This is a genomic window from Luteococcus japonicus, from assembly GCF_003752415.1.
GTDB lineage: Bacteria > Actinomycetota > Actinomycetes > Propionibacteriales > Propionibacteriaceae > Luteococcus > Luteococcus japonicus.
Window position 1 is genome coordinate 2,636,620 of sequence record NZ_RKHG01000001.1, and the last position, 25,309, is coordinate 2,661,928.

A 25,309-nucleotide genomic window follows, 5' to 3' on the forward strand; every position below is an offset into this window, starting at 1 on the left:
CTGTGGGATCTGGAGCGCGAGGGGCGGCCCGCCCTCTGGCGCGAGCGGGCGCCGTCATGTGCCCAGACGCTCGGGTTCCTGCGGTCCGCGTGCGTTGCAACACGAGCGGATCACCAGGAACCACGCGGCTGTCGGGAACCCGAGCGGATCGTGGGGGCGCGCGGGTCAGCTGGCCGTCAGGTCGTAGACGGTGGTGCCGTCGACGGTCTGGGCCGTGAAGTTCTCCGCAACCCAGGCGACAATCTCGCTGGCGTCGGAGGCGCCGCTGGAGGCCTGCCCGGGCATCCCGGTGGATCCGGAAGCGATGAACCAGTGCACCTGACCGGCCGCGACCATCGCCGTGAACTGCGCCAGCGTGGGAGCCGGGTCCGTCCCGTTGAAGCCGCCCAGGGCGATCACGGGGGACTCGGTGGCCAGCTGGTAGCTCGCAGCATTCTGGGCGCCGGTGGTGGCCGCCACCCAGGTGTAGGAATCGGAGTCCTGGGTGAGCAGGGCCTTCAGCTCGTCGCTGACCGTGGCTCCGCCCAAGAGCCCGCCCATGCCACCGGCCTGGCCGCCCGCGCCGCCAGGTGGGGGTCCACCCATGCCGCCGCGGCCCCCGCCGCCACCGCCACCGCCCATGCCGCCGCTGACCGGGCCCGCGGTCACGATGGAACCGGTATGGGCGGTCTGCGCCGTGTTGATCGAGTAGCTGGTGGGTCCGGCCAGCGCGGCGACGACGGCCAGCACCAGACTGACCCGGGCCACCTCATCGGGCAGCAGGTCTGCGAAGAGCAGGCCGAGCGCGGCGACGGTGGCACCGACGGCGATGAAGCCACCGAAGGAGGTCCAGGCACCGCCGGCGCGCATCAGCAGCCGGACCGCCCAGACACCCGTCGCGCTGACGGCCAACGCCAGCCCGATGCGGGCCGCCAGCAGCTCGCGCCGCTGCCACAGCACCGCGGCGCCCACGGCCACGGCACCGGCGATCCCGGGAGCGAGGGCGACGACGTAGTAGTCGTGGTAGATGCCGGACATCGAGCTGAAGACCGCCGCGGTGACCACCAGCCAGCCCAGCCAGACCACCAGGCCAGCATTCGCCTGGGTGGCAGGGGTGGCGTTGAAACCGTCGGGGGAGGTGCGCGGGTTGAGATTGGCCCAGGCACGGCGCCCCAGGACGGCGCAGGCGAAGGCACCCAGCACCAGGGCCGCCGGCACCAGCCAGCTGATCATGCCGCCGGAGACGGACTGGAAGATGCGGAGGACTCCGACGCCGGAGCTGGAGCCGCCATTGCCCAGCCCACCGGTCTCCTCCCCGGTGATCCGGCCCAGACCGTTGTAGCCGAAGGCCAGTTCCAGCAGCGAGTTCTTCTGCGAGCCGCCCATGTAGGGCCGCCAGGACTCGGGCACCAGCTCGAAGAGGGCGACATACCAGCCGAAGCTCGCCACCATCGCCCCCAGCGCGGCGAACAGGTCAACCACCTTGCGCTTCCAGGTGGTCGGGGCCGCGACGGCATAGGCGACGACGAAGGCCGGCAGCACCAGGAAGGCCTGGAGCATCTTGGTCAGGAAGCCCAGCCCGATCATCACGCCCGCGAGCGCCAGGTGCTTGCGGGAGGCGGTCTGGGTGGCGCGCACCACGAACCAGGCGGCCGCCACCTCGAGGAAGACCAGCAGCGCGTCGGGATTGTTGAAGCGGAACATCAGCGTCGCGGCGGGGGTCAGTGCCAGGGTCGCGGCGCCACCCAGTGCGGCCCAGTGGGCCAGGTTGCTGTGGGCCAAGGAGCCGTCGGCGCGCCCGGCCAGGCTGCGTCGCACAGTGGCGTACAGCACCGCCACCGACGCAACGCCCAGCAGGGCCTCCGGCACCAGGATGCTCCACGAGCTCAGCCCGAAGATGCGCACCGACAGGCCCATCAGCCACAACGCAGCCGGGGGCTTGTCGACGGTGATGGCACTGCCTGCGTCGAGGGAGCCGAAGAACCACGCCTTCCAGGACTCTCCACCGGCCTGTGCCGCGGCCGAGTAGAAGGAGTTGGCATAGCCGGAGGCGCTCAGGCCGACGAGGTAGAGCGCGGTCGTGGCCACCAGGAGCAGCGCCAGACTGAGGCGGTGCCACGACGGGCGGCCCGGTGGGGCCGAGGAGGTGCGAGGAGAGCTGGTGAGCAACATGCTGACCAGTCAAGGACCGGGCTCTGTGGCACCTGTGTGGCGCGGCTGTGTCCTGCCTGTGCAGACCAGCGGCAGTGCGGCACTAGGCTGGCCCAGTGACTGACAAGGGACCGATCCCGCAGGGATCACACGCAGCCGGCCAACCGGATGCGGCCCCTCGTCCACGCAGGGCATTCATCGAGTCCGAACCGAACCAGACTACCGAGCCCATGCGCCATGACGCCTACCGGCGGCCATCGTCCGAGGCGGAAGTGCCCGCGCACCGTGGCCCCGAGGAACTGGCCGCCACCGCCCGTCGCCGTGCTCTTGACGAGGAGGCCGTCACCCCGAAGGAAGGCCCGGCCAGTGCCAGTGCCGGTGCCGTCGACCACATCGACGACCCCGCACCCCGACGTCATTGGCCCCTGTTGGTGGCCGCTCCGCTGGTGCTGGCCCTGGCCGGCGGCGGCTGGTGGCTGGGCCGCGGCGGATCCGGCGCCCAGCCGGCCCCCGCGGCCAGTGCCTCCACCCCCGCGTCCACACCCACCGTCCAGCCCTCGCAGGCGAACACCCAGGGGCTGTCCATCGAGGCGCCCGGCAGGGGAACCGTCGCCAGCATCAAACAGCGGCTGGTCAAGGAGGGCTTCCGGTGCGAGTCCGAGGGGCAACCCGGCATGGACTCCTGGGTGTGCACCCACTACACCAAGGACCCGGCGATGATGGCCTACATCGGAGGGGCCACCGGCAAGCGGTTGGGACGCGTCGCGCTCAGCGTGCAGGACGGCCCCGGAGGCAAGGATCCCGGCGCGCTGGGCCTACAGGAATGGATGGCCTCGCAGTTCATCGGGGACCAGGCCCGCAGCAAGCGGGTGCTGGCCAAGACCCGCACCGGCACCGAGGACAAGTACGCCGAGACCACCGACGGTCCGATCAATGCCCGCGGCAGCTCCGACGGGTCCCTCGTGCTCTTCGTGGAAGGGTGGGTGCCCAACCGGGCCCAGTCCGAACGGCTGCTGCCGGGCAAGCCACTGGATCAGGAACTCAAGGCCCGCGGTTATGAGTGCACCGACGGCGACGAGGTGAAGTGCCAGCGCACCGCGGCCGACTTCCGCTACACGCTCGACTACCGCGTCGAGGAGATGCAGGTCACCTATCTGAAGCTGCGCACCGAGGCCACCGGCCAGAAGCCCGTCGTCGGTGCGGCCGCCGCGGAGGTCCAGGCCGTCACCTCCCTCTTCCAGCAGGGGCCCAAGATCCAGACCTGGCTGGGCAAGCACCGCAATGATGCCGCCGGCGCCACCGGCTTCCAGGACGGGCTGGCGCTCGACTGGTATCCGGGATCGGCGCAGAAGGGTGGGGCGGCCTCGGTCTTCTACCTGCGGGAGTCGTGCTGGACGGACACGGTGGAACCCTGCTGAAGGAGCCGTCAGGCGAGCGGGATCTTCAGGGTGAAGCAGGTGTGGCCGGGGTGGGAGTCGAGCTCCGCCGAACCGCCGTGGGCTTCCATCACGGCCGCGACGATGGCCAGGCCCAGGCCCGTCGAGCCTTCGGTGGTGTGGGCGCGGGCAGTGTCGGCACGGGCGAAGCGCTCGAAGGCGTGGTGCTTGATGCTCTCGTCGACGCCGGGGCCATCGTCGACGACCGTGACCACGGCAAAACCGGAGTCCCGGCCGACGCTGGTCTCCACATGGGTGCCCTCGGGGGTGTGCTTGCGGGCATTGGCCAGCAGATTGGCCACCACCTGGTGCAGCTTGAGGGCATCGGCCCTGGCCAGCACCGGGCCCTCTGGCAGATCCACGCTCCACTCGTGGGTGGGGCCGGCCACCTGTGCGTCGCTGACGGCATTGAGCACCACCTCGACGACGTCGGTCTCCGCCAGGTCCAGCGTGGGGTCATTGTCCAGCCGGGCCAGCAGCAGCATGTCCTCCACCAAGCGGCTCATCCGGGTACTCTCCGCCTCGATCCGGCCCATGGCGAAGGCCATGTCCTGCGGCATCTCGTCGCGGCTCCGGCGGGTCAGTTCCGAGTAGCCACGGATGGCGGCCAGCGGGTTGCGGAGTTCATGGGAGGCGTCGGCGACGAACTGACGCACCTTGGTCTCCGAGTCCTGGCGGGTGGCCAGCGCCCCCTCCACGTTCTCCAGCATGTGGTTGAAGGCGTAACCCACTCGGCCCACCTCGTTGGCGGGGTTGGCGTCTTCGTCCGCGACGCGCTGCGGCAGGGCCACCTCGCCCCGGCCCAGGGACAGGTTGGAGACCTCGGTGGCGGTGGCGGCCAGCCGGTTCAGCGGCTTCAGGGCGCTGCTGACCAGGGCACGGGCGGCCGCGATGGCACCCAGCAGGGCGGCGGCGGTGAGCGCCAGCTCGGTCAGGATCAGCTGCTTGAGCGAGTGGTTCACCAGGTCGAGCGGCAGCGCCACGATCTGGCTGCCCGACGAGGTGGCCCGGCTCTGGACCCGGTACTGCTGGTCCAGGCCGTCCAGGTGGATGGTCGTCGGTTCGGTGGAGGCCTCCGACATCAGTTGCTGGGCCACTGCCGGGGCAAGGTCCTCCTTGCCGTTCTCGATCCAGATGACCGCCGGTTGGGAGGATTCCGAGGTCACCATCGTGATCTGGCCGATCTCGGTACCGGGCGGCGGGCGGTCCCCGAAGCCCTCGTGGTCGTCATCCATGAACCGGTCCGAGCGCACCAGCGCGGACTGCAGCTTGCCGTCGACGGTGTTGATCAGCTGGTGGCGCACCGCGATGGTGGAGGCGGTGCCCAGCAGCAGCGCCAGCAGCATCACCAGGCCGGCGACGCGCAGGACGAGCTTGCGGGACAGGGTGCCCTTGCCCATCGGGTTGAGGTCCATCGGTGCCAGGGCGCGCGTGGAGCCGCCGGGCACCGCCAGATCGCTCATCAGGCGGCGGGGCGCAGCACGTAGCCGGCGCCGCGCATGGTGTGGATCATCGGCGCGCGGTCGTGGTCGATCTTCTTGCGCAGGTAGCTGATGTAGAGCTCGACGACATTGGCCTGTCCGCCGAAGTCGTAGTTCCACACCCGGTCCAGGATCTGCGCCTTGGAGAGCACGCGCTTGGGATTGCGCATCAGGTAGCGCAGCAGCTCGAACTCGGTCGCGGTCAGGTTGATCTCGTCCCCACCGCGGGTCACTTCGTGGGAGTCCTCGTCCAGGGTCAGGTCACCGACCACCAGCAGCGAGTCGTTCTGTGGGGCGGTGGCGCCGCTTCGGCGCAGCAGGGCGCGCAGCCGGGCGATCACCTCCTCCAGGCTGAAGGGCTTGGTGACGTAGTCGTCTCCGCCGGCGGTCAGTCCGCCGATCCGGTCCGCGACGGCGTCCTTGGCGGTGAGGAAGATCACCGGCACGTCGGGCTGTTCGGTGCGGATCCGGCGCATCACCTCGAGGCCGTCGAAGTCCGGGAGCATCATGTCCAGCACGATGGCGTCGGGGTGCACCTCGCGGGCGGTCTTCACCGCGGCGGTGCCGGTGGCGGCGGTGGAGACGTCCCAGCCCTCGTAGCGCATCGCCATGCTGAGCAGCTCGGTGAGGCTGGGTTCGTCGTCGACGGTCAGCACCCGGATGGGGGAGCCGTCGGAGCGGGTGAGCTGTTCGGAGTTCGGGTCAAAGCGTGCCATGGCAAGTACTCTCCTCCGCCAGCCCCTGCGCTGGCTGTGTCATTCCTGTGCGCAGTCTGTGAGGCTCGCCGGCCATGGGGCTCAGGGGACCTCGCGGACCGCGATCCGCTCGTTGTCCTCGCGGCGGCGACGGAAGATGAGCGCATCCAATCCGGCACGTCCGGAGCCGAAGGTGAGCAGCAGCAGGGCCAGCAGGCCCAGCAGGAGGTTGTTCTCGAAACCGTCGTCGTGCGGGAAGACCCCATTGGCCCACTTGATCCACACGATGGTGAGCACCTGCTGCGCCAGCAGGAAGGCCGCCACCAGCGGAACCAGCAGCCCGAAGACCAGCATCACACCGCCAACAGCCTCCAGCACGACGCTTCCCCAGGCCAACAGGTAGGGCTGTGGCACGTGGTGGGCCTGCAGGTGGCTGATCTCACTGGCCATCCCCACCTCGCGCCACCGGTGCCAGGCGTGCAGCACGAGCAGACAGCCCAGGGCGAGCCTGACCAACAGCAGGCTGATGCCCTGCAGGAAGCCGACGAAGGATTTCATGGCGTGCCTCGTTCCAGTGGGGTGACCTGCCGCCAACTCTAGGGGTGAGGGGGGACAGTTTTCGGGAAGCGGACCGGTTGTGCCCCGCGCGCGTGGCGGCTTTGATGGACCCATGAGTGCCCCCTTCACCTTTGCCACGGCAGGATCCATCCGCTTCGGAGCCGGCGTCGCCGGACAGCTCGGGGAGGTCGTCGCCGGGCTCGGCAGCAGGGTGATGCTGGTCACCGGCGGCAGCCCGGAGCGGACCGCGGCCGTGCACGGGGGCCTCGACGTGGTGGCCCAGCACCGCGTCGGACACGAGCCGACGATGGACGACGCCCGCACCGCCACGGCCGCAGCCCGGGAGGCGCAGGTCGACGTGGTGGTGGCCGTCGGCGGAGGTTCGGCCGTGGACCTGGCCAAGGCCGTCGGCATCCTGCTGGTCAGCGGCCGCGACCCGCTGGACCACGCCGAGGTGATCGGCAAGGGCGAACCGCTGCCTGCCACGTCGGTTCCCGTCGTCGCCGTCCCCACCACCGCCGGAACCGGCGCGGAGGTCACCGCCAATGCCGTCCTGGCCAGCCACCAGCACCAGGTGAAGGTGAGCCTGCGCAGCCCCGCGATGCTGCCCCGCGTCGCCCTGGTGGACCCCGAGCTGACCCTGGACTGCCCGCCGCAGGTGACGGCCTCCTCGGGGATGGACGCGCTGACCCAGTGTCTGGAGCCGCTGGTCTCGCCGATGGCCACCCCGCTGACTGACGGCTTCTGCCGCACCGGCCTGGAGGCCGCTTCCCGTGGCCTGCGCGACGCCTTCCTGCACGGTGCGAACCTGGAGGCACGCACGGACATGGCGCTGTGCTCCCTGATGGGTGGCCTGGCGCTGGCCAATGCCAAGCTCGGTGCCGTCCACGGCCTGGCCGGGCCGCTCGGCGGGATGACCGGGGCTCCCCATGGCGCCATCTGCGCCGCCCTGCTGCCCGGGATCACCGCCGCCAATGTCGCGGCCCTGGAGGCGCGCGACCCGCAGAACCCTGCCCTGGGCCGTTACCGCGAGGCGGCCCGGATCATCACCGGCGTCGACGAGACCGAGGCACTGATCGGCTGGCTGAACGAGACGCTGCGGGTGCTGGAGATCGGTGGCCTGGCGGAGATGGGCCTGACCACCGGCCGGATCGACGAGCTGTGCGACAAGGCCGCCAGGTCCAGTTCCATGAAGGGCAATCCCGTCGTCCTGATGCCGGAGGAGCTGGCCTTCGTCGTGCGCGGCTCCCTCTGATGCTGATCCTGCTGCCGCCCAGTGAGGGCAAGGCCACCGCCCGTCGCGGCCGCCCGATGGACCTCGACGCCCTCAGCCTCCCGTCGCTGAACCCCGCGCGCAGTCGGGTGCTGGGCGCCCTGGCCCAGCTCAGTGCACGCGAGAACGCGATGAGCGTGCTGAAGGTGGGCGCCTCGCTGGCCGAGGACGTCGAGGCCAATACCCGGCTGATGACGGCGCCTGCGCTGCGCGCCCGGGACCTGTACACCGGGGTGCTCTACGACGCGCTGGACCTCACGTCCCTGTCCGGAGCGGACTCCCGGCGAGCCACGGCACGCCTGCTGGTGACCAGCGCCGCCCACGGGGCGCTGCGGATGAACGACCGGGTCAGCCCCTACCGGCTGGCGATGGACGTCGACCTGCCCGGGGTGGGGCCGCTGGCCCGGCACTGGGCGCCGCTGCTGGCGGCCGTACTGCCCGGCGAAGTGGGCACCGGGATCGTCGTCGACTGCCGCTCCACCAGCTACCGCAATGCGTGGAAGCCGACGCCGGAGCTGGCCGACCGCTGGGTGGTCGTCGACGTGCCCGGCGCCTCGCACTGGGCCAAGCACACCCGCGGACTGGTGGCGCGGCGGCTCTGCCAGAGCGACGTCGTCAAGCTCGTCACGGACCTGCCCGTGGCACTGGGGGATGGCTTCGACGTGGAACTGGTGATGCCCACGCGGCCGTCGAAGCCGTGGACGGCGCTGGTCACCGCCCGCTGATCAACTGCCAGATGCCGCCCATGGTGACGATGGCCATCTGCGCCACGACGTGGGCCAGGAAGCACAGGCCCAGCCCGTACCAGCCGCAGACGCGACGGCGACGCCCCCACCGGCCGCGGTGCAACACCTCGGACCAGATGTAGAGCGGCAGGCCCGCGTCCAGTGGCAGGCCGGGGACCAGCAGCAGCCAGAACCAGAACCAGCGGGTGCCGCGGCGCGCGGTCCCGGCAATCACCAGGCCGAACTCCATCAATCCCAGCGCCAGCGCGGGCAGGTATTCCCAGCTGACATGGGAGGAGTGGGCATGTTCGCTGAACTGGAGGAAGGTCAGTTCCTGGCCGGCGGCCGCTGTGTCTGAGGAGTCCGTGCCGTACTGGACGTCGGGATTCGCGTGCCTGGCCGCCACCTGACGCACCTCGTCGAGCGGGATCCAGTGGTGACGGTGCTGCCGGTCCGTCCACTGGAGGTACTCGCCCTGGTCGGAGGTCTCGTCGGCGCCGACCTGGAAGCTGGTGCCCAGCAATCGGGTGAGCAGGTCCGCCGGCGGGTTGGTGCTGCGCTCGGTGGAGATGATCCGGTTGCCGGTGATCGCGGCCTCCGCGTCGGCGACGCTGGCCCGCTGCGGCGCGGACCACAGGTTCAGCAGGATGTTCATCAGCCACAAGGTGATCAGGAGGCCGGTGATGATCCGCTCGCCGAGCCCGAGGTCTTTCCAGGACAGCCCGTCCCGGCGACGAGTGGCGGTGCGCGGGGTGGCGGTCTCGGACATGGAGCCCATTGTGGGGCTGGAAAGGGGCAGTTCACCCACGTCGCGATGGCTGTTCGACGTCGCTGACCTCGCGGGGTCCGCGACGTCGAACAGGTGTCGCGACGTGCGAAGAGGGCGTCAGCGCTGGCCGGGGCCGCCAGTGCGCACCTCGATGGTCTTGAGGTCCTTGGAGACCTCCACCATCACCTTGCTGCCGGACTTGGTGCCCTGCACGTCGTAGGAGCCGTCGGGATCCTTCTGCACGCTCTCCACCGTCACGGCGGAGTCCTTGGCCTTCACCGCGGCCTTGACCTTGGCGGTCTCGTCCGCAGTGGCGGCGGTGTGGCTGTGGCCGGCCTGACCGCCGGGGCCACCCTTGCCGTCGCGGTCACCCATGGTGTGGGCGGTGATGGTCTTGAGGTCCTTGCTGACCTCATAGCCCGCGCGATTGCCGGACGTGGTGCCCATCACGTGGTAGGCGCCGTCGGAGTCCTTCATCACGTGCTCGACGGTGAAGGTCTTGTCCTTGGCCTTGACGGCGTCGGTGACCTTGGTGAGTTCGGAGCCGGTCACCTCGGTGCCCATCATGTGACCACCGCGGCCGTGACCACCGCGGCCGTCCTGGTCTCCCTGGTTCTGGCCGGTCTGGGTGCCCTTGCCCTGCTGCCCGTAGCTGGCGGGGGCCCCGTAGCTGGAGCCGTTGTTGCCGGTGGTGGTCTCGGCATTCGCGTTGAGGGCCGCCGTGGCGCCGCCGGCGACGATCAGTCCTGCAACCGCGACGCTGGCAAAGGTTGCCGTCTTCTTCTTGTCGGTCATCGGATACCTCCTGGTTGTCGGCGGACCTTCCACCGGACACCAGTCAGCGTGCCGACGCACTCTGGGGTACCCCTGTCGCGGACCTGTCAGGAGGCTGTGAACCGGAGCCGGAGGGGCACGGGTTCAGCCGTGTGCCTGTTCCACCAGGGCGAACCGCTCGGTCGTGTCCACATCGCGGCGCCGGTAGAGCAGCAGTGCCGCCAGCATGGCGCCGAAGCTGGTGCCGGCCGCCAGACCCACGGCCACATAGGTGGCCCCCAGCAGGAGCCATGTGGCGTCGACCGGGGTCTCGTCGGTGATGGCGAAGACGCCGCGGTAGAGCATCACGCCGGGCATCAGGGCCGCGACGGCCGTCGAGGTCAGGGCCACCAGGGGGATGTGCAGCCGGTGCACCAGCAGGCGCGCGACGAAGCCCACAGCCAGGGCGGCGATCGCCACCCGCGCCGGGTGGGATCCGGTGACCCAGGCCGCCGCCAGATAGCTGGTCCACAGCAGCAGGCCGAGCACCGTGGTGGTCGCCAGGGTCTTGGCGCGCATCATGAAGCGCACCCCGAAGCACAGCGCCACCAGCCCGGAGCAGGCCAGCTGGAGCAGGTGGTTCGGAGTCTGGCTGGCGGTTGGCTCCAACTGCGTCGTGACCCCGAGCGCGCGCCCCAGCCACAACGTCGTCACCAGTCCCAGCACGATCCCACCGGTCGTGACCACCACCTCCATGGTGCGGGCTCCGGCGCCCAGGAAGCTGCCGTCGATGGCGTCACCGGCAGCGGCGACGGTGCCCATTCCGGCCAGCAGCGAGACCATGCCGGCCGCGATCACCAGGGAGGGATCCATCCGGGGCAGCCAGGTGGGGGCCCAGTGCTGCACTGCCAGGGCAAGCACCGCCAGGGTCGTGGGGATCGCCGCGCAGACCGCGGTCGTGAAGAAGCTGCCCAGGCTCCAGCGCTCCAGCCGGCGGCGGGCCTCGTCGACCAGCAGTGTGGACACGGCACCGACGGCCATGTCGGCTCCATTGCCGCCGATCAACAGGGCGATGGTGGCGCCCAGCAGGCAGGCCGCGAGCCGCGTGAACCAACGCGGGTGCGAGAAGGGGGCGGCCACGATGTGGTTCAGGCGGGCGGTGGCGGTCTCCACGTCGACCTCCCCGTGCCGGACGAGGGTCACCAGGCCCTCCACTCGTTCCAGCCGGTCATAGTCCGTCTGGTTGGAGGCCACGGAGCGCATGATGGTGATCGGGGTGGCGGCGCCCAGCGGTTCATAGCTGAGCAGGATCCGCGAATAGGTGACGTCGAGCTGCACCGGCAGCCCGTAGGCATGTGCCACCCGGCGGACCAGGGACTCGGTGCGGGCGGCGCTCGATCCCGACGAGAGGGCGAGTTCCCCCACCCGCACCGCCAGCTCCGTGATCGCCCTGGCCCTGCCGGCGGCCACGTCGACGTCGGGCAGCAGGTCCATCTCGTCCCGTGCCGTCTCGGCGGCATTGGAGGCAGGGCCCCGGCCCTGTGAGGCGGCTGACTCTGACACTGGTCCTCCTGGCGGTCACCGGCGCGCGCTGCGCACGGCCGCACAGTCTGTCACCGCCCCGGGCAGCGGGAAACCACCCACGCGGGTGGGGGCGGGTCAGGAGGTCTGGGCCCGCTCGGCGGGGTGGAGTGGGCGTCGGCGACGGAAGCCGGAGCCGTCGCCATTGGCACGGATCGGGCGACGGACGGTGCCCTTGGTGGCCAGCCGCAGGGCGGTATTGCCCAGGGCGGCACCGAAGCTCGACCCGACGGCCAGCGCGGCCCCGGTGAGCAGGCATTTCAGGAGCAGGGTCTGGGCATCCTGTCCCGGAACGGGGATGCCCACCGCAGCCTCGGGGACCTCGGAGACGAGCACGAAGATGCCGCGGTAGAGCAGCAGGCCCGGCATCAGCGGCGCGATGCCGGTGCTGATCAGGGCGACGACGGGGATGCGCAAGGGCGTGGTCACCAACCGGGCCAGCAGCCCCACCAGCAGCGCGGCCAGGCCGGAGCGGGCCGGGGATGAGGTGGTGAGAGCCGTCGTGGTCAGGAAGACGCACTGGGCGACGATGCCCACGGCGGTCGCCGCGAGGGCGGAGCGCGGGCCCATGTTGCAGAGCAGGCCGAAACTGGCGGCGATGATGCCGGCCGAGGCGAGTTGCGCGGGGAGTGATGCGGTGAAGCCGCCGATGGGAGCCAGGTAGCTGGGGACGTCCAGCCAGATCCCGCAGGCGAGCACGGAGATCAGTCCCAGCACGATCCCGGAGGTGAGGACGAAGACCTCCACCGCCCGGCTGCCGGCGCTCATGTAGTAGGCGTCGATGGCGTCCCCGGCCGTGGTGACGATGCCCAGGCCGGCAAGCAGCGGCACCATCCCGGCGGCCACCACCAGGCCGGGGGAGGCCTGCGGAAGCGATTCGGGCAGGTGGGCGCGCCCGGTCATCACGAGCAGCCCGATCACCGCCGCCATCGCAGCGGAGGAGGCCTGGGTGAAGAAGGTGTTCATGCCCCGGCGGGCCATGTTGTTGCGGACGAACTCGGCGGCGAAGGTGGCGAACATGGACAGCAGGACGTCGGAGCGGTTGCCGCCCATCAGCATCGCGACGCCGCCGCCCATCGCCGCGGCAGCACCATAGACCACCCACAGGCGGTAGCTGCGCGGCTCATGGCGGATGTTGCGCAGCCGGCTGTACATCACGTGGATGTCCAGGTCCTCGTCGGACATGGTCTGGATCAGGTTCTCCACGCGGCTCAGCCGGTCATAGTCCACGAGGCCGGGGTTGACCATCCTCATCACCGTGATCGGGTCGCTGGCCGAGGAGGGCTCGTAGCTGATCAGGATGCGGGTGTAGGTGATGTCCACCTGGGCCGGCAGCCCGAAGTGCCGGCAGATGGACAGGACGAGGCGCGTCGAGCGGGCGGCCGTGGCTCCTGAGGAGAGCATCATCTCCGCGGCGCGCATGGACAGCGCCACGATGGCCCGGGCCCGGGCCGCCTCGACGTCGTTCTCGACGACCTGTGCCTCTTCGCGCCGCTTGGCACGGTAGGCGTGGGCCATGGAACGGGAGGCCTGGGCGAGGCGGGTGCTCGCAGGTGACATGCGTGCTCCTGGACACGGTGGTGGGATGCGCGTCGGGCCCCGGCGGAGGTGCACCGCGCGGGGCCCGACAAGGCCATTCTTGCAGTTGCCGACCCAGTGCCAAACCAGGTCCGCCGAGCGGGGAATGCGCTGGTCAGCGGGTGCGTCGACGCAGGCTGTGGGCCAGCGCCAGCAGGGCGATCCAGGCGGGACCGACGTAGAGGGCCACCCGGTAGTCCGGGATGAAGGCCATCAGCACGACGACGCCCGCCAGACAGGCCAGCACCAGGTAGTTGGACCACGGGGACCACGGCATCCGGAAGCCCAACCGGGAGACCTCGTCGGCGCCGAGCCGCTGGCGGAACTTGAGCTGGGTGACCACGATCATCGCCCAGTTGAAGATGCCCGCGATGAGCGCGACGGAGATCACGTAGAGGAAGACCTTGCCGGGCAGCAGGAAGTTGAGCAGCACCGCCAGGGCGGTGACGGCGGAGCTGGCCAGCACGCCCACCCAGGGGCTGCCGGCCTTGTTCAGCCGCCCCAGCACGGCGGGGGCATTGCCCTGCCGGGCCAGCGAGTACAGCATCCGCCCATTGGAGTAGAGGCCGGAGTTGTAGGCGGAGACGGCGGCGGTGAGCACGACGACGTTGAGGATGGTGGCGGCGCTGCCGATGCCCAGCTTGCTGAAGATGGTCACGAAGGGCGAACCCTCCTTGCCCACCTGGTTCCACGGGAACAGGCACAGCATCACGAAGATGGCACCGACGTAGAAGATCAGGATCCGGGCCACCACCTGGTTGATGGCCTTGGGGATGGAGCGACGGGGGTCGTCGGCCTCACCGGCGGTGATGCCGATCAGCTCGACTCCGCCGAAGCTGAACAGTACGACGACCATCGCCATCGTCAGGCCCGAGATGCCGGTGGGGAAGAAGCCGCCGTGGGCCCACAGGTTGGAGATGCCGGTGGCGTCACCGCCATTGCCCCAGCCGAAGCAGATGATGCCCAGGCCGAAGAGGATCATCGCGACGATGGCGGTCACCTTGATGATGGCGAACCAGAACTCGAACTCCCCGAAGGCCCGCACGCTGACCAGGTTGATCGCCGTGACCAGCACCAGGAAGACGGCGCTGGAGACCCATTCGGGCACGCCCGGGAACCAGAACTGGACGTAGCTGCCCACCACGACCAGTTCCGCCATGGAGACGGCGATGTAGTTGAACCAGTAGTTCCAACCGGAGAAGAAGCCGGGGAAGGCGCCCCAGTTCTCGTAGGCGTAGTGACTGAAGGCGCCCGAGACCGGAGTGTGGACACTCATCTCGCCCAGCGCCCGCATGATCAGGAAGATCACGGCGCCGCCCAGCAGATAGGCCAGCAGGATGGCGGGCCCGGCCATGGTGATGGAGGCGCTGGAGCCGTAGAACAGGCCGGTGCCGATGGCGCCGCCCAGGGCGATCAGCTGGATGTGCCGGTTCTTCAAGGAGCGTTGCAACCCCCGGTCATGGGTGGCGACGGGGGATGGTGGTTGGCTGGGCGCGCTCATGGGCGACGAGTGTAGACCCGCGCGCCCAGCGCGCCGCTCAGGCGAGCGAGAGGAAGAGCTTCTCCATGGCGGCGAGGTCCTCGTCACGCGAGGGGTTCTCGTCGGTGAGGCAGCGCTGCATGCCGGTGGAGATCAGGGAGAAGCCGGCCCGGTCGAGGGCCTTGGAGCAGGCCGACAGCTGGGTGAGGACCTCGCGGCAGTCGCGTTCCTCCTCGATCATCCGGATCACGGCGCCGAGCTGGCCCTGCGCGCGGCGCAGGCGCTTGAGGACGGCATCGAGGTCTTCGGCAGGAATCTCCACGGCAGCTCCTTGGCTGGTCTCACCGACGGGTGTCGGTTGGGCGGGCAAGGTTCACCTTCCCATGATTCGGCTGAACAGGCCGCCCGTCTTCTTCTGGTCGGGATGACCGTTGCACCACTGGCTGGCGGGCACGGAGGCCTTGACCTGCGCGACGTGCTGGCCGCAGCCGGCCCAGGTGGTCTTGCCGCAGGACTTGCAGGTGACGGGACGGCACATGGTTTTCTCCTCTGTCGGGTCTGGACCTGTTCGGGTCCGGACCTGTTCGGGCGAGCGCCGGGGGACGATGATGGTGATGTCCCCGGCAGAACGTGTTGATGGACTTCACTTTATACCCCCGGGGGTATAGGATCAAGACATGGACATCGTGATCATTGGAGGCGTCGCGGCAGGTATGTCGGCGGCCGCCCGTCTTCGCCGCCTCGACGGCACAGCCCGCATCACCGTCATCGAGCGAAGCGGCAACATCTCCTTCGCCAACTGCGGCCTGCCCTACCACGTCGGCGGGGTGATCGAGCAGCGCGACGCCCTGCTGCTGCAGACCCCGCAGGCCATCAAGGCCCGCTTCGACATCGACGTCTTCGTCGGCACCGAGGCCACCGCCATCAACCGCGAGGCGCACACCGTCACCGTGCGTGAGGTCTCCTCCGGCGCCACCCGCGAGCTGCACTACGACAAGCTCGTCCTGGCTCCCGGCGCCAGCCCCGTGCGGCCTCCGCTGCCCGGCATCGAGCGCGCCCTGGGCCTGCGCAATGTGGAGGACGTCGACGCCATCGTCGCCGCCGTTCCCGCCGCGAAGAGCGCCGTCGTGATCGGCGGTGGCTTCATCGGTGTCGAGATGGCCGAGAACCTGGTGCACCGCGGGCTGCGGGTCTCCCTGGTGGAGGCCACCGCCCAGGTGATGGCCCCGCTGGACCCGGAGATGGTCGCTCCCGTGCACGCCGTGCTGCGCGAGAACGGCGTCGACCTGCGGCTGGGGGTGGCCGTCACCTCCATCGGAGAGGGCGAGGTCACCCTGGCCGACGGCAGCACCCTGCCCGGTGACCTGGTGATCGCCGCCATCGGTGTGAAGCCGGAGTCCGGGCTGGCCAGGGATGCCGGCCTGGACCTCAACGAGCGCGGCGGCATCGTCGTCGACGAGACCTTCCACACCAGCGATCCCGACGTCTTCGCCGTCGGTGACGCCGTGGTCAAGCGCGATGCCCTGGACGGCTCGGCCACCCTGGTGCCGCTGGCCCAGACCGCCAACCTGCAGGGCCGGCGCGTCGCCGATGTCATCGCCGGGCGCGACGTGCAGGACCGCCCCGTGCTGGGTACCGCCATCGTCGGGATCTTCGGGCTGCAGGTGGCCTCCACCGGCTGGAACGAGAAGCGTCTGGTGGCCGCGGGCCGCAAGCACCGCATCATCCACACCCACCCCGCCCAGCACGCCGGCTACTACCCGGGAGCGCAGCAGATGGCGCTCAAGCTGCTCATCGACGCAGAGACCGACGAGATCCTGGGCGCGCAGGGCGTCGGCCCGGACGGCGTCGACAAGCGGATCGACGTGATCGCCACGGCGATGACCGGCGGTCTGGCGGCCAGCGACCTGGCCGAGCTGGAACTGGCCTACGCTCCGCAGTTCGGTTCCGCGAAGGACCCGGTGAACATGCTCGGCTTCGTCGCCGAGAACCTGGCCACGGGCCTGAGCCGCAACATCCAGTGGCACGAGCTGGCGGCCGCGCAGGAGGCCGGGGCCACGCTGCTGGACGTGCGGACCCCCGAGGAGTACGAGGCCGGGAAGATCCCCGGCGCCGTGCTGCTGCCCGTCGACGAGCTGCGTGACCGGATCGACGAGCTGCCCGAGGGTGAGCTGGTGGTGCACTGCGCCGTCGGGATCCGTGCGCACATCGCCGCGCAGATCCTGGCGGCCGCCGGGCGCCCCGGGGCGCGCAACCTCGATGGCGGCTACAAGACCTGGCTCGCGGGCACCGGCCAGTGATTCTGGTCAGGTGACCCATCTTCCCGATCGAGCGTTGGAGAGTCTTTGACACGTTCAAAGTGCACTGGGGGTGCGGCCAGCGCTCGATCGGGACGGAGCCGGCGGGTGGGCCCCGGAAAACTGATCACACCGGCTGCGCATTCGCGCACTCCGACTGCGTGATTCTGGCCCTGACAAGGCGTGGGGGAAATGATCAGGGCATGGAGATCATCATTTGTCCCGACGTCGATTCCGTGGGCCGCGTGGCCGCTGCCAAAGTGGCGCAGGTGGTGGCCGATGCAGGCCCCCAGGCAGTGCTCGGTGTGGCGACGGGGTCGTCGCCCCTGGCCACCTATGAGCACCTCGCCAAGCTCGTCGAGGCGGGCAGCCTGGACCTGACGCAGGCCCGTGCCTTCGCCCTGGACGAGTACGTCGGCCTGCCCGAGGGGCACCCGGAGAGCTATGCCGCGGTGGTGCGCCGCACCGTCACCGAACCGCTGCGGATGGACCCGGCGCGCGTCCAGACCCCGGACGGCTGTGCTGCGGACATCGCCCAGGCGGCCAAGGACTATGAGCGGCAGATCCGCGACGCCGGTGGGGTGGACGTGCAGGTCCTGGGAATCGGGGGCAATGGCCACATCGGCTTCAACGAACCGGGCTCCTCCTTCGCCTCCCGGACCCGGATCAAGACCCTGGCCGCGGCCACCCGCGCCGCGAATGCCCGCTTCTTCCCCCGCGCGGACGACGTCCCTCGCCACTGCCTGACCCAGGGGCTGGGCACCATCATGGATGCCCGTGAGGTGGTCCTCGTCGCCCAGGGCGCCCAGAAGGCCGACGCGGTGGCAGCGATGGTGGAGGGCCCCGTCACCGCCTCCTGCCCGGGCAGCCTGCTGCAGTTCCACGAGCACGCCACGATCGTCGTCGACGAGGACGCCGCAGTGCACCTGGCCCGGGCTGACTACTACCGTGAGTCCTACCGGAACAAGCCGGCCTGGCAAGGATTTGAGGACAAGCTGTGATCATCAGCGCCCACCGTCTGTTCACCGGCACCGAACTGACCGGCCCGGGATGGGTGCGCACTGCGGGTGACCAGATCGTTCAGGTGGGGCAGGGCAGTGCCCCCGAGGCGCCCGACCTGGCCCTGGAGGAGGACGAGATCCTCGCGCCCGGCTTCGTCGACGCCCACTCCCATGGCGGTGGCGGAGCCTCCTTCTCCACCACCAGCGACGCCGACATCGACACCGTGCTGGCCCTGCACGCGAGCCACGGCACCACCACGATGATGGCCAGCCTGGTCACCGGCACCATCGACGAACTGTGTGAGCAGGTGCGGGTGCTCTCCCGTCGTGTGCACGCCGGGGACCTGATCGGGATCCACCTCGAGGGGCCGTGGCTCAGCCCGGACCGCAAGGGTGCCCACGACGAGGGCCTGCTGCTGGCGCCCCGGCCGGATGACATCTCCCGGATCCTGCTGGCCGGCGAGGGAACGGTGGGGATGGTCACCCTGGCACCGGAGCTGGAGGGGGCGCCGGAGGCCATTGCGCACTTCCTGTCCGCCGGGACCCTGGTTGCCGTAGGGCACACCTCCTGCGACTACGACACGGCACGCCGGGCCATCGAGCTGGGCGCCACCGGTGCCACCCACCTGCTCAACGCCATGCCCGGCCTGGGCCACCGCGAACCGGGCCCGGTGCTGGCCCTGCTGAGCGATCGTCGCGTCTTCCTGGAGTTCATCCTCGATGGCGTGCACGTCCACCCGGACCTGGTGTCGATGTGGGTCTCCCAGTACCCGGAGCGGGCCGTGCTGATCACCGATGCGATGGCCGCCACCGGGCAACCCGACGGTGACTACGTGCTCGGGGCCCTGCCGGTGAGCGTCGTCGACGGCGTCGCCCGGATTGCGGGCACCGACACCATCGCCGGTTCCACCCTCACCCTGGACCGGGCGGTGGCCCTGGCCGTCGCCTCCGGGGTGGACCGGGCCGTTGCCCTGCGTGCCGCGACCTCCAACCCCGCCCGCTATGTCGGCTGCGCCGACCGGGGCTTCCTGGAGGCGGACTGTCGGGCGGACCTCGTGGTGCTCGACGACGCCATGGCCGTACGGCGCGTGATGCTGCGCGGCGAGTGGTTCAGCGCCTGACGGTGGAGCTGTATTAGGCCTTCTTCGCGCTCATCGGGCCCAGTAGTTCCGGCACGGTCACCAGCGTGTAACCCCTGCCCTGCAAGGCCTTCAACAGGCCAGGCAGGGCCCGGGCCGTTGACGGGTGGATGTCGTGCATCAGGATGATGGCACCGGGGTGAGCGCCGGCCAGGGCTCGCTGGGTGGTCACCGCGCTGCTGTGGTTCTTCCAGTCCTCGGTGTCCACGTCCCACAGGACGAAGGGCAGCCCGGTGTGGGGCGTGGCCTGGACGAAGGAGCCATAGGGCGGCCGAACGGAGAAGGGCCCCTGCCCGGAGGCCCGCCGGATGGCATTGCTGGTGCGGGTCAGCTCCCGGGTGGCGGGGGCCTGACCCATGCGGGCGAGGTCCGCGTGCGTCCACGAGTGGTTCCCGATCTCCATTCCCAGCTCCCGTGCGCGCCGCATGATGGCGGGGTGGGCCTGCACTCGTGGCCCCATCACGAAGAAGGTGGCGTGGGCCTTGGCTGCCTTCAGGGCATCCAGGATGCCCGCCGTCAGCGGTCCTGGTCCGTCGTCGAAGGTCAATGCGATGTACCTGGCCTTGTGGCAGTCGGTCCGTGGGGCGGGTGATGCGACGCGGGCCGGCGTGCCGACCGTGGCTGGGGATGTCGCGCGGATGGGCGCCCCGGGCCGAGGTGCGGGGATGGCGCCGTCCTGCGTGGCGCTCGCGGGGCGTGCCAGGGCGTTGCTGCTGGTTGCTGGTGGATGGCTGATGCAGCCGGACAGCACGGTTAGCAGGGGGAGCAGGAGGCACGGGGTGAGGCGGCTGGATGGCATGGCTCCACAGCTACCAGCGGGGCCGGGTCACACTATTGGTCCTGTCTGGTTTGAATACTTTTTCTTGGAGGGTTCTCGGCGGTCTCTCATGTGCGCCGCTCATGCTGTCTCAACATGAGCGCAACCCTGGGTTGGGGATGGGGCCATCAGCGCCCAGATGCAGGGTGCGCTGGACCCCGTCGACGGTGAGCTGGAGCTTGTCCGACGATGACCAGTGCACGTCCCGCACGGAGCCGGTGTCCCCACTGATGCACCCGACGTCCCAGTAGCGGCTGCGTGCTCCGTGGGTCTCCTGCAGTCGCAGGCTCTGTTGGAGCTCACCCGCCGACGGCACTTTGGTGACGTGGAATTCGAGGCGGCCGTCGGGCGAGCGGTAGGAACCACCGTCGTAGGTCCCGCCCAGGACCTGCCCCACCAAGGTCAGCCCGATCACCGCCAGCAGCGTGCCGATGCTCACCACCAGCGCGCCGCGGACGCGGTTGTGTCGCAGGAACATGCCGGTGGCCCCGGCCCCGAAGGCCAGTAGTGCGAAGTGAGTGGACGAGGGCAGCGCCTCGGCCGCCAGGATCCCCTGGTGGCCGCCGTAGCGGTGGGAGACCCACCCCAGTGCCAGGCAGAGGACGGCCAGCACAGCGCCTGTCAGCTCGGGCAGCAGTGGGCGCGTGGTGGGGCGCACGCGGACTGCTTGACTGGACATGTGTCCCAGAATCTCGTCCCATCGGCCCGTTTCCGGCCGTGAGGCGATTCCCGTCAGGTGGTCAACAGGCTGGCCGGATGGAGGGGGCATGATGTGGACATGAGCGATCCTCGACGACGAGCCCGCGTCATCGACGCCCTGCGCAGCGGCGTGGTGCCCGCCACCGGATGCACCGAACCCGCCCGTCGCCGTCCCAGACGAGCCCCAGCACGGAACTGCTGCGCACCCTCACACTGCGGGAGGTGTACGAGATCGCCACCACCGCGCCGTTGGAGCAGATCGACTTCATGCTGGAGGCCGAACGGATGAACCGGGAGCTGGTCGAGGCCGGACTGGCCGGTCACTACGGCCTGGACCTGGGCGCCACGATGATGCGGGCCGCCAGCGCCGGTCTGGGCTCGGATGACCTGACCACCCGGATGACGGCCCTCACCGCGGCCGCCTCGGACGCCCGGATGGGCGGCGCGCCCCTGCCGGCGATGACCAATGCCGGATCCGGCAACCAGGGGATCACCGCGACGGTGCCGGTGACGATGGCAGCGGACCATGTCGGCGCGACGGACGAACAGCGCATCCGGGCGCTGACGCTCAGCCATCTCACGGCGCTGTACATCCACGCCGGTCTGCCCGTGCTGAGCGCCTTCTGCGCCGCGGCCACGGCGGGGATGGGCAGTGCGGCAGGCGTCGCCTACCTGCTGGACGGGCGCTACGAGACCGTCGAGCGGGCGGTGTCGACGATGTGCGGGGACACCGTCGGGATGGTCTGCGACGGGGCGGCGCCCAGCTGCACGCTGAAGGTGGCGTCGTCCGTGGGTTCCGCGTCGCGGGCCGTGGTGCTGGCCCTGGCGGAGCAGCGTGTGGACGGCAGCAATGGGATCGTCTGTGACGACGTCGACGAGACGATCCGTGGCCTGGGACGGCTGGCCACGACGTCCAGCGTCGCCACGGATCCGCAGATCCTGCAGATCATGCTGGGCAAGACCCGGCGGGAACCGGGTGCAACCACGCAGGGCGGTGGGGCGTAGTCAGGGTGAAGGCCAGTGGGGCCGGGTTCGAGGAGGAGCCATGAGGAGTCATCGTCTGTCCGTCGTTGCCGCATCCGCTCTGATGCTTGCCGGTGCCGCCTGCGGCACCGAGGAGTCGACTCCCGCCGCTCCCACGTCCACGCCGGCGGCCGAGCCACCCACGACGTCCACGCCCGCCACGACGTCCACCTCGGCCGAGCCCGTCGGGGCCAAGGACTACACCACCACGGGCGGCGCGGGCGAGGGTCTCTACTTCACCGCCGGGGCCCTGCACTGCGGCATCACGCGGAGCATCACTGGTTGTCAGTCGGAGGCGCTGGTGAAGAATCTCCCCGAATGTGATGACCCGGACACCAAGGCCCCCTTCGTGGCGCTGGTGGCCAGCGAGCCCAGCGGCACCTGCACCACCCAGGGCGTCTTCCTCGCCGACCCCTCCGGCGGCAAGGTCAAGGAGCTTCCCGTCGGCCAGACCTTGAGCTCCCATGGGGCCACCTGCGAGGTCGTCGCCGTGGGCTCGGTGCGCTGTTCGTCGCCGCTGGGCTCGTTGGTTGCCAATCCGCAGCAGTTCACCCTGAAGGTCAAGGCCTGACCGGCAGGCGCAGCATCATCCGGGTGCCGCTGCCGGGACCCTCGCTGGCCGCCTCCAGGCTGCCGCCGTGGGCGCGGGTCAGGGCGCGGGCGATGGACAGTCCGACACCCGTGCCCCCGTCGTCGGCATGGCGTCGGGAACCGTCGGCCCGGTAGAAGCGCTCGAAGACGTGCGGCAGGTGGTCGGGGCTGATCCCGTCCCCGTCATCCTCCACGCGCAGCACCAGGGCGTCGCCGTCCCGTGCGGTGGCCACGCGCACGTGGCCACCGGCCGGGGTGTGTTGCAGGGCATTGCGGACCAGGTTGTCCAGCACCTGCCCCAGGCGCACCGGGTCGACGGTGGCGCCGAGCCCCGGTGGGCAGTCCGTCTCCAGCGCGACGCCCTTGGCCTCCGCGGCCGGGGCGAAGGCGCTGAGTGTCGCGCGGACCAGGTCCTCGATCCGGATGTCCTGCAGGTCCAGGGAGACCTGCCCCTCCTCCACGGCCGAGACCCGGGCGATGTCATCGGCCAGCCGGGTGAGGCGCTCGGCCTGCCGGGTGATGGTCTGGATGGCCTCGGCCTGGCCGACCATCTCGTCCTGCAGGGCCTCCACGGTGACTCCGATGGCTGCCAACGGCGTGCGCATCTCGTGCGAAAGGTCCGTCAGCATCCGACGGCGGGTGGTCTCGGTCTGCTCGATCCTCTCGGACATGGCGTTGAAGGCCTCGCCCACCTGCCGCAGTTCGCGGTCGCTCCGGTCGAGGCGGACGGGCCGGGCGTGGTCACCGCGGCTGACCCGGCGGGCGGCCGTCGCGAGTTCCGCCAGGCTGGCGGACATCCTGCGGGCCAGCAGCACGGAGGCGGCCAGCGCTCCGATGATGGCGACACCCAGCCCCACGGCCAGCGAGGTGAGTCCCGCCGAACGGAAGGCCTGCTCGGCATGCTCGAGGACGTGCGGCTGGTTCCCGTGGCCCGCCTGGTGCATGTGCTGGGCAAAGATCCCGGGGCCCAGCAGGGCGGCGGTCATCAGGACGGTCAGTCCGAGCGCCGCCAGAACCACCACCTGGGTGAGCACCAGGCGCCGGGCCAGGCTGGAGCTCACGAGCCCGACCCCATCCGGTGCCCGACGCCGCGCACGGTGGTGATGTAGCGCGGGCTGGCGGGGTCGTCGCCCAGTTTGCGACGCAGGTTGGCCACGTGCACGTCCACCAGGTGGTCATCCCCGCCGCGGTCTCCTCCCCACACCTCTGTGGTCAGCTGGTGCCGGGTGAGCACGGTGCGGGGCCTGCGGGCCAGGGCCTGCAGCAGGTCGAACTCGGTGCGGGTGAGGTCCACCGGATTCCCGTCCACCAGCGCCTCCCGGGAGTCGGGCAGCACGACGAGGTCTCCGAAGACCCAGCGGGTGGGGGCGGCGTGGGGTGCATCGCGGCGGGGACGGCGGAGCAGCACCTGCACCCGGGCCACCAGTTCGCGGGCGCTGAAGGGTTTGGTCATGTAGTCGTCGGCGCCGACCGAGAGCCCCACCAGGGTGTCCAGCTCCTCGGCGCGCGCGGTGAGCATCAGGACATAGCAGTCGCTGAAGGTGCGGATCCGGCGGCACACCTCGATCCCGTCGAGACCGGGCAGCCCCAGGTCCAGGACCACGACCTCGGGCTGCCAGTCGCGGGCCGTGTCCACCGCCTCCAGTCCGTCGGCGATGCCTCGGCAGGTCAGGCCGGCGCGCTCCAGGTAGTTGACCACGGTGCCACGAAGCACCGGCTCGTCCTCCACAACCAGGACGCGGATGGGCTGGGGATCAGTCATGACCACCAGTCCACCACGCGTCGAGCAGGGCCAGCCAGCACAGCCCGGGGCATGGGCCGTCAGGGCATGTGGTGGCCACTGTGGTCCATCGGGGTACTGGCCGGGGCGGACGGGGAGTGCTGCATCGGCTGGGCCTCGTGGCCCATGACGGCGGGGTCCAGCATGCCGAAGATCATCGCGATGTGGGCGACGACCAGGAAGATCGCGACAAAGGTGACGTGCAGGCGGCGTCGAGCGTGGTCGTCGCGGCCCAGCAGGCCCGTCTCCACCAGGGTGATGCCCACCATGGGGATGGCGCCCAGCAGGTAGGCCAGCACCGCGATCACGTCGGCGGGGCCACGCCACAGGCCCTTGCTGGTGAGGGGTCCGACGGCGTGGATGAGGAGGTGCAGCGTGATCCCGATCATCACCGGCCCGGCCACCAGCCCGGCCCAACGGCTCAGCGAGTGCACCCAGGCAGGGGCATTGCGGTTGAGCAGGATGACCAGTTCGGTGATGGCCAGCGTCTCGGCCAGCACGACGGGCACGGCCATGAAGAGCAGCAGGTTCCACGGTTGCTGGACACTGAGCAGCTCCATGTAGTGGGTCATCGGCATCGCCATGGCAGCGCCGGTGGTGCGGTCATGGGACAGCAGGGCCCAGGCCACGGCCACGACGGTGGCGATGGCCGCGAAGGTGAGGCTGCTGCGACGGGTGGGGGAGGTCTTCTCGTTCATGCCCATCAGCCTGTGCCGCGGGTCTCCAGCCAGCCCCAAGCCCACCTCAAGATCTGGTCAATCCTGGCGCGTCCCAGCCGCGCACATCGATGCCGTAGCGCGTGGGGTCGGCAAGGAAGCGGCGAAGGTGCTCGGCCTGGCCCAGGTCCCACCAGTCCACCGGCGCCATGCCCTGCTCGTCGAGTTGCAGCAGCTTCGCGCCCGGGGCCGCCGCGACGACGGGGGAGTGGGTGGCCACCAGCAGCTGCATCCCGTCGCGGGCCAACTGGCCCAGGGTCTGCGCCAGCGCCACCTGCGAGGTGAAGCTCAACCCGGCCTCGGGCTCGTCGAGCACCAGCAGGCCGGCATTGCGCATCTGCACCAGCCGGGAGTCCAGCAGTTGGTTGAAGGCCTGGCCGTGGGAGAGCTCGTGGAAGTGCTGCTCACCGTGCAGCGGCGGGTTCTCCTCCAGGTAGGTGAGCAGGCCGTGGATGGTCTCGGCGCGCAGGAAGTAGCCCCGCTTCGAGGCCCCCGCACCACGCACCAGCCGCAGCGCCTCGTGCAGTGGGGACTCCGATTCCCGGGTCCGGTTCTGCGCCCCGGTGCTGCCGCCCTCCGGGTTGAGCCCGAAGGCCAGGGCGATCGCCTCGACGATGGTGGACTTCCCGACCCCGTTCTCCCCGACCAGGATCGTCAACGGTCCCAGCTCCAGCCTGTCGCGCAAGAGCTGGGCGACGGGCGCCAGGGTGAATGGCCAGCCGTCGGGCCACCGGTCCGCGTCGGCGACGACCTCCCGGATGGGCAGCTGCTGGATCCTCATGCTCGA

At 70.3% G+C, this 25,309-nt stretch carries 25 protein-coding genes; 8 read left to right on the top strand and 17 right to left on the bottom strand.

Annotated elements, in window-relative coordinates; genetic code table 11:
- Nucleotides 1-165: 165 nt before the first annotated feature.
- Nucleotides 166-2,151, bottom strand: coding sequence for an ArnT family glycosyltransferase (locus EDD41_RS12550; RefSeq protein WP_123576138.1), 1,986 nt, complete (start codon nt 2,149-2,151; stop codon nt 166-168).
- A 209-nt stretch (nt 2,152-2,360) separates the two neighbouring features.
- On the opposite strand from EDD41_RS12550, the gene EDD41_RS12555 reads away from it, so the two are divergent.
- Complete coding sequence (locus EDD41_RS12555; protein ID WP_123576139.1) at nt 2,361-3,548, top strand: hypothetical protein; 1,188 nt, start codon at nt 2,361-2,363, stop codon at nt 3,546-3,548.
- An 8-nt stretch (nt 3,549-3,556) separates the two neighbouring features.
- Here EDD41_RS12555 and EDD41_RS12560 read toward each other — a convergent pair whose 3' ends face one another.
- The 3 genes from EDD41_RS12560 to EDD41_RS12570 all read right to left on the bottom strand — a co-directional run bounded on the left by EDD41_RS12560 (nt 3,557) and on the right by EDD41_RS12570 (nt 6,300).
- Nucleotides 3,557-5,029, bottom strand: coding sequence for a sensor histidine kinase (locus EDD41_RS12560; RefSeq protein ID WP_123576140.1), 1,473 nt, complete (start codon nt 5,027-5,029; stop codon nt 3,557-3,559).
- Nucleotides 5,029-5,763, bottom strand: a complete 735-nt coding sequence (locus tag EDD41_RS12565) for a response regulator transcription factor (protein ID WP_123576141.1) — start codon at nt 5,761-5,763, stop codon at nt 5,029-5,031. Before EDD41_RS12565 ends, EDD41_RS12560 begins: the two co-directional genes overlap by 1 nt.
- Nucleotides 5,764-5,844: 81 nt before the next feature.
- On the bottom strand, nt 5,845-6,300 hold the full coding sequence (locus EDD41_RS12570; protein ID WP_170165373.1) for a DoxX family protein: 456 nt from the start codon (nt 6,298-6,300) through the stop codon (nt 5,845-5,847).
- Between the two features lie 112 nt (nt 6,301-6,412).
- On the opposite strand from EDD41_RS12570, the gene EDD41_RS12575 reads away from it, so the two are divergent.
- Nucleotides 6,413-7,555 carry an iron-containing alcohol dehydrogenase gene (locus EDD41_RS12575; RefSeq protein WP_123576143.1) on the top strand — a complete coding sequence of 381 codons (1,143 nt, stop codon included), beginning with the start codon at nt 6,413-6,415 and terminating at the stop codon, nt 7,553-7,555.
- A complete protein-coding gene (locus tag EDD41_RS12580) occupies nt 7,555-8,298 on the top strand; it encodes a YaaA family protein (RefSeq protein WP_123576144.1) in 744 nt (247 codons plus the stop codon). The genes EDD41_RS12575 and EDD41_RS12580 overlap by 1 nt, the downstream gene beginning before the upstream one ends.
- On the opposite strand, the gene EDD41_RS12585 is transcribed toward EDD41_RS12580, so the two are convergent.
- The 7 genes from EDD41_RS12585 to EDD41_RS16940 all read right to left on the bottom strand — a co-directional run bounded on the left by EDD41_RS12585 (nt 8,285) and on the right by EDD41_RS16940 (nt 14,997).
- Nucleotides 8,285-9,067 carry a hypothetical protein gene (locus EDD41_RS12585; RefSeq protein WP_123576145.1) on the bottom strand — a complete coding sequence of 261 codons (783 nt, stop codon included), beginning with the start codon at nt 9,065-9,067 and terminating at the stop codon, nt 8,285-8,287. The two genes, EDD41_RS12580 and EDD41_RS12585, sit on opposite strands and share 14 nt — an antisense overlap.
- A gap of 117 nt (nt 9,068-9,184) precedes the next feature.
- Nucleotides 9,185-9,862, bottom strand: a complete 678-nt coding sequence (locus EDD41_RS12590; RefSeq protein WP_123576146.1) for a hypothetical protein — start codon at nt 9,860-9,862, stop codon at nt 9,185-9,187.
- 123 nt (nt 9,863-9,985) lie between these two features.
- Nucleotides 9,986-11,383 (bottom strand): threonine/serine exporter family protein, encoded by a 1,398-nt coding sequence (locus EDD41_RS12595; RefSeq protein ID WP_123576147.1) that lies wholly within the window; start codon nt 11,381-11,383, stop codon nt 9,986-9,988.
- A gap of 96 nt (nt 11,384-11,479) precedes the next feature.
- Nucleotides 11,480-12,961 (bottom strand): threonine/serine exporter family protein, encoded by a 1,482-nt coding sequence (locus EDD41_RS12600; protein ID WP_123576148.1) that lies wholly within the window; start codon nt 12,959-12,961, stop codon nt 11,480-11,482.
- Nucleotides 12,962-13,094: 133 nt separating this feature from the next.
- A complete protein-coding gene (locus tag EDD41_RS12605; RefSeq protein WP_123576149.1) occupies nt 13,095-14,480 on the bottom strand; it encodes an amino acid permease in 1,386 nt (461 codons plus the stop codon).
- A gap of 37 nt (nt 14,481-14,517) precedes the next feature.
- Nucleotides 14,518-14,781: a metal-sensitive transcriptional regulator gene (locus EDD41_RS12610; RefSeq protein WP_123576150.1), complete on the bottom strand. Its 264-nt coding sequence runs from the start codon at nt 14,779-14,781 to the stop codon at nt 14,518-14,520.
- Nucleotides 14,782-14,832: 51 nt separating this feature from the next.
- Nucleotides 14,833-14,997, bottom strand: coding sequence for a hypothetical protein (locus tag EDD41_RS16940; RefSeq protein WP_170165374.1), 165 nt, complete (start codon nt 14,995-14,997; stop codon nt 14,833-14,835).
- A gap of 139 nt (nt 14,998-15,136) precedes the next feature.
- Between EDD41_RS16940 and EDD41_RS12615 the strand changes: the two genes are divergently transcribed.
- From EDD41_RS12615 to EDD41_RS12625, 3 genes are all read left to right on the top strand, one after another.
- Entirely contained in the window at nt 15,137-16,759 is a 1,623-nt protein-coding gene (locus EDD41_RS12615) for an FAD-dependent oxidoreductase (protein WP_123576151.1), read from the top strand.
- Between the two features lie 200 nt (nt 16,760-16,959).
- Nucleotides 16,960-17,757, top strand: a complete 798-nt coding sequence (gene nagB / locus EDD41_RS12620; RefSeq protein WP_094763255.1) for a glucosamine-6-phosphate deaminase — start codon at nt 16,960-16,962, stop codon at nt 17,755-17,757.
- Nucleotides 17,754-18,878, top strand: coding sequence for an N-acetylglucosamine-6-phosphate deacetylase (locus tag EDD41_RS12625; RefSeq protein ID WP_123576152.1), 1,125 nt, complete (start codon nt 17,754-17,756; stop codon nt 18,876-18,878). The genes nagB and EDD41_RS12625 overlap by 4 nt, the downstream gene beginning before the upstream one ends.
- A gap of 13 nt (nt 18,879-18,891) precedes the next feature.
- Here the strand turns inward: EDD41_RS12625 and EDD41_RS12630 are convergent, their stop codons facing one another.
- Both EDD41_RS12630 and EDD41_RS12635 read right to left on the bottom strand, forming a co-directional pair.
- Nucleotides 18,892-19,695, bottom strand: a complete 804-nt coding sequence (locus EDD41_RS12630; protein WP_123576153.1) for a polysaccharide deacetylase family protein — start codon at nt 19,693-19,695, stop codon at nt 18,892-18,894.
- Nucleotides 19,696-19,804: 109 nt separating this feature from the next.
- Complete coding sequence (locus tag EDD41_RS12635; RefSeq protein ID WP_148060561.1) at nt 19,805-20,392, bottom strand: hypothetical protein; 588 nt, start codon at nt 20,390-20,392, stop codon at nt 19,805-19,807.
- 167 nt (nt 20,393-20,559) lie between these two features.
- Here EDD41_RS12635 and EDD41_RS12640 point away from each other — a divergent pair, with 167 nt between their 5' ends.
- A complete protein-coding gene (locus tag EDD41_RS12640; protein WP_123576155.1) occupies nt 20,560-21,417 on the top strand; it encodes an L-cysteine desulfidase family protein in 858 nt (285 codons plus the stop codon).
- A 40-nt stretch (nt 21,418-21,457) separates the two neighbouring features.
- The gene (locus EDD41_RS12645) at nt 21,458-22,006 is read left to right on the top strand and encodes a hypothetical protein (RefSeq protein ID WP_148060562.1); all 549 of its coding nucleotides are present in this window, start codon (nt 21,458-21,460) and stop codon (nt 22,004-22,006) included.
- Here EDD41_RS12645 and EDD41_RS12650 read toward each other — a convergent pair.
- The 4 genes from EDD41_RS12650 to EDD41_RS12665 are packed head-to-tail and all read right to left on the bottom strand — an operon-like array spanning nt 21,996 to nt 25,303.
- Complete coding sequence (locus tag EDD41_RS12650; protein WP_245995649.1) at nt 21,996-23,087, bottom strand: sensor histidine kinase; 1,092 nt, start codon at nt 23,085-23,087, stop codon at nt 21,996-21,998. The genes EDD41_RS12645 and EDD41_RS12650 overlap by 11 nt on opposite strands.
- Entirely contained in the window at nt 23,084-23,788 is a 705-nt protein-coding gene (locus EDD41_RS12655; protein WP_123576157.1) for a response regulator transcription factor, read from the bottom strand. The genes EDD41_RS12650 and EDD41_RS12655 overlap by 4 nt, the downstream gene beginning before the upstream one ends.
- 59 nt (nt 23,789-23,847) lie before the next feature.
- On the bottom strand, nt 23,848-24,504 hold the full coding sequence (locus tag EDD41_RS12660) for a DUF6803 family protein (protein WP_211336659.1): 657 nt from the start codon (nt 24,502-24,504) through the stop codon (nt 23,848-23,850).
- 46 nt (nt 24,505-24,550) lie between these two features.
- Nucleotides 24,551-25,303 (bottom strand): AAA family ATPase, encoded by a 753-nt coding sequence (locus tag EDD41_RS12665; protein WP_094763248.1) that lies wholly within the window; start codon nt 25,301-25,303, stop codon nt 24,551-24,553.
- Nucleotides 25,304-25,309: the final 6 nt, after the last annotated feature.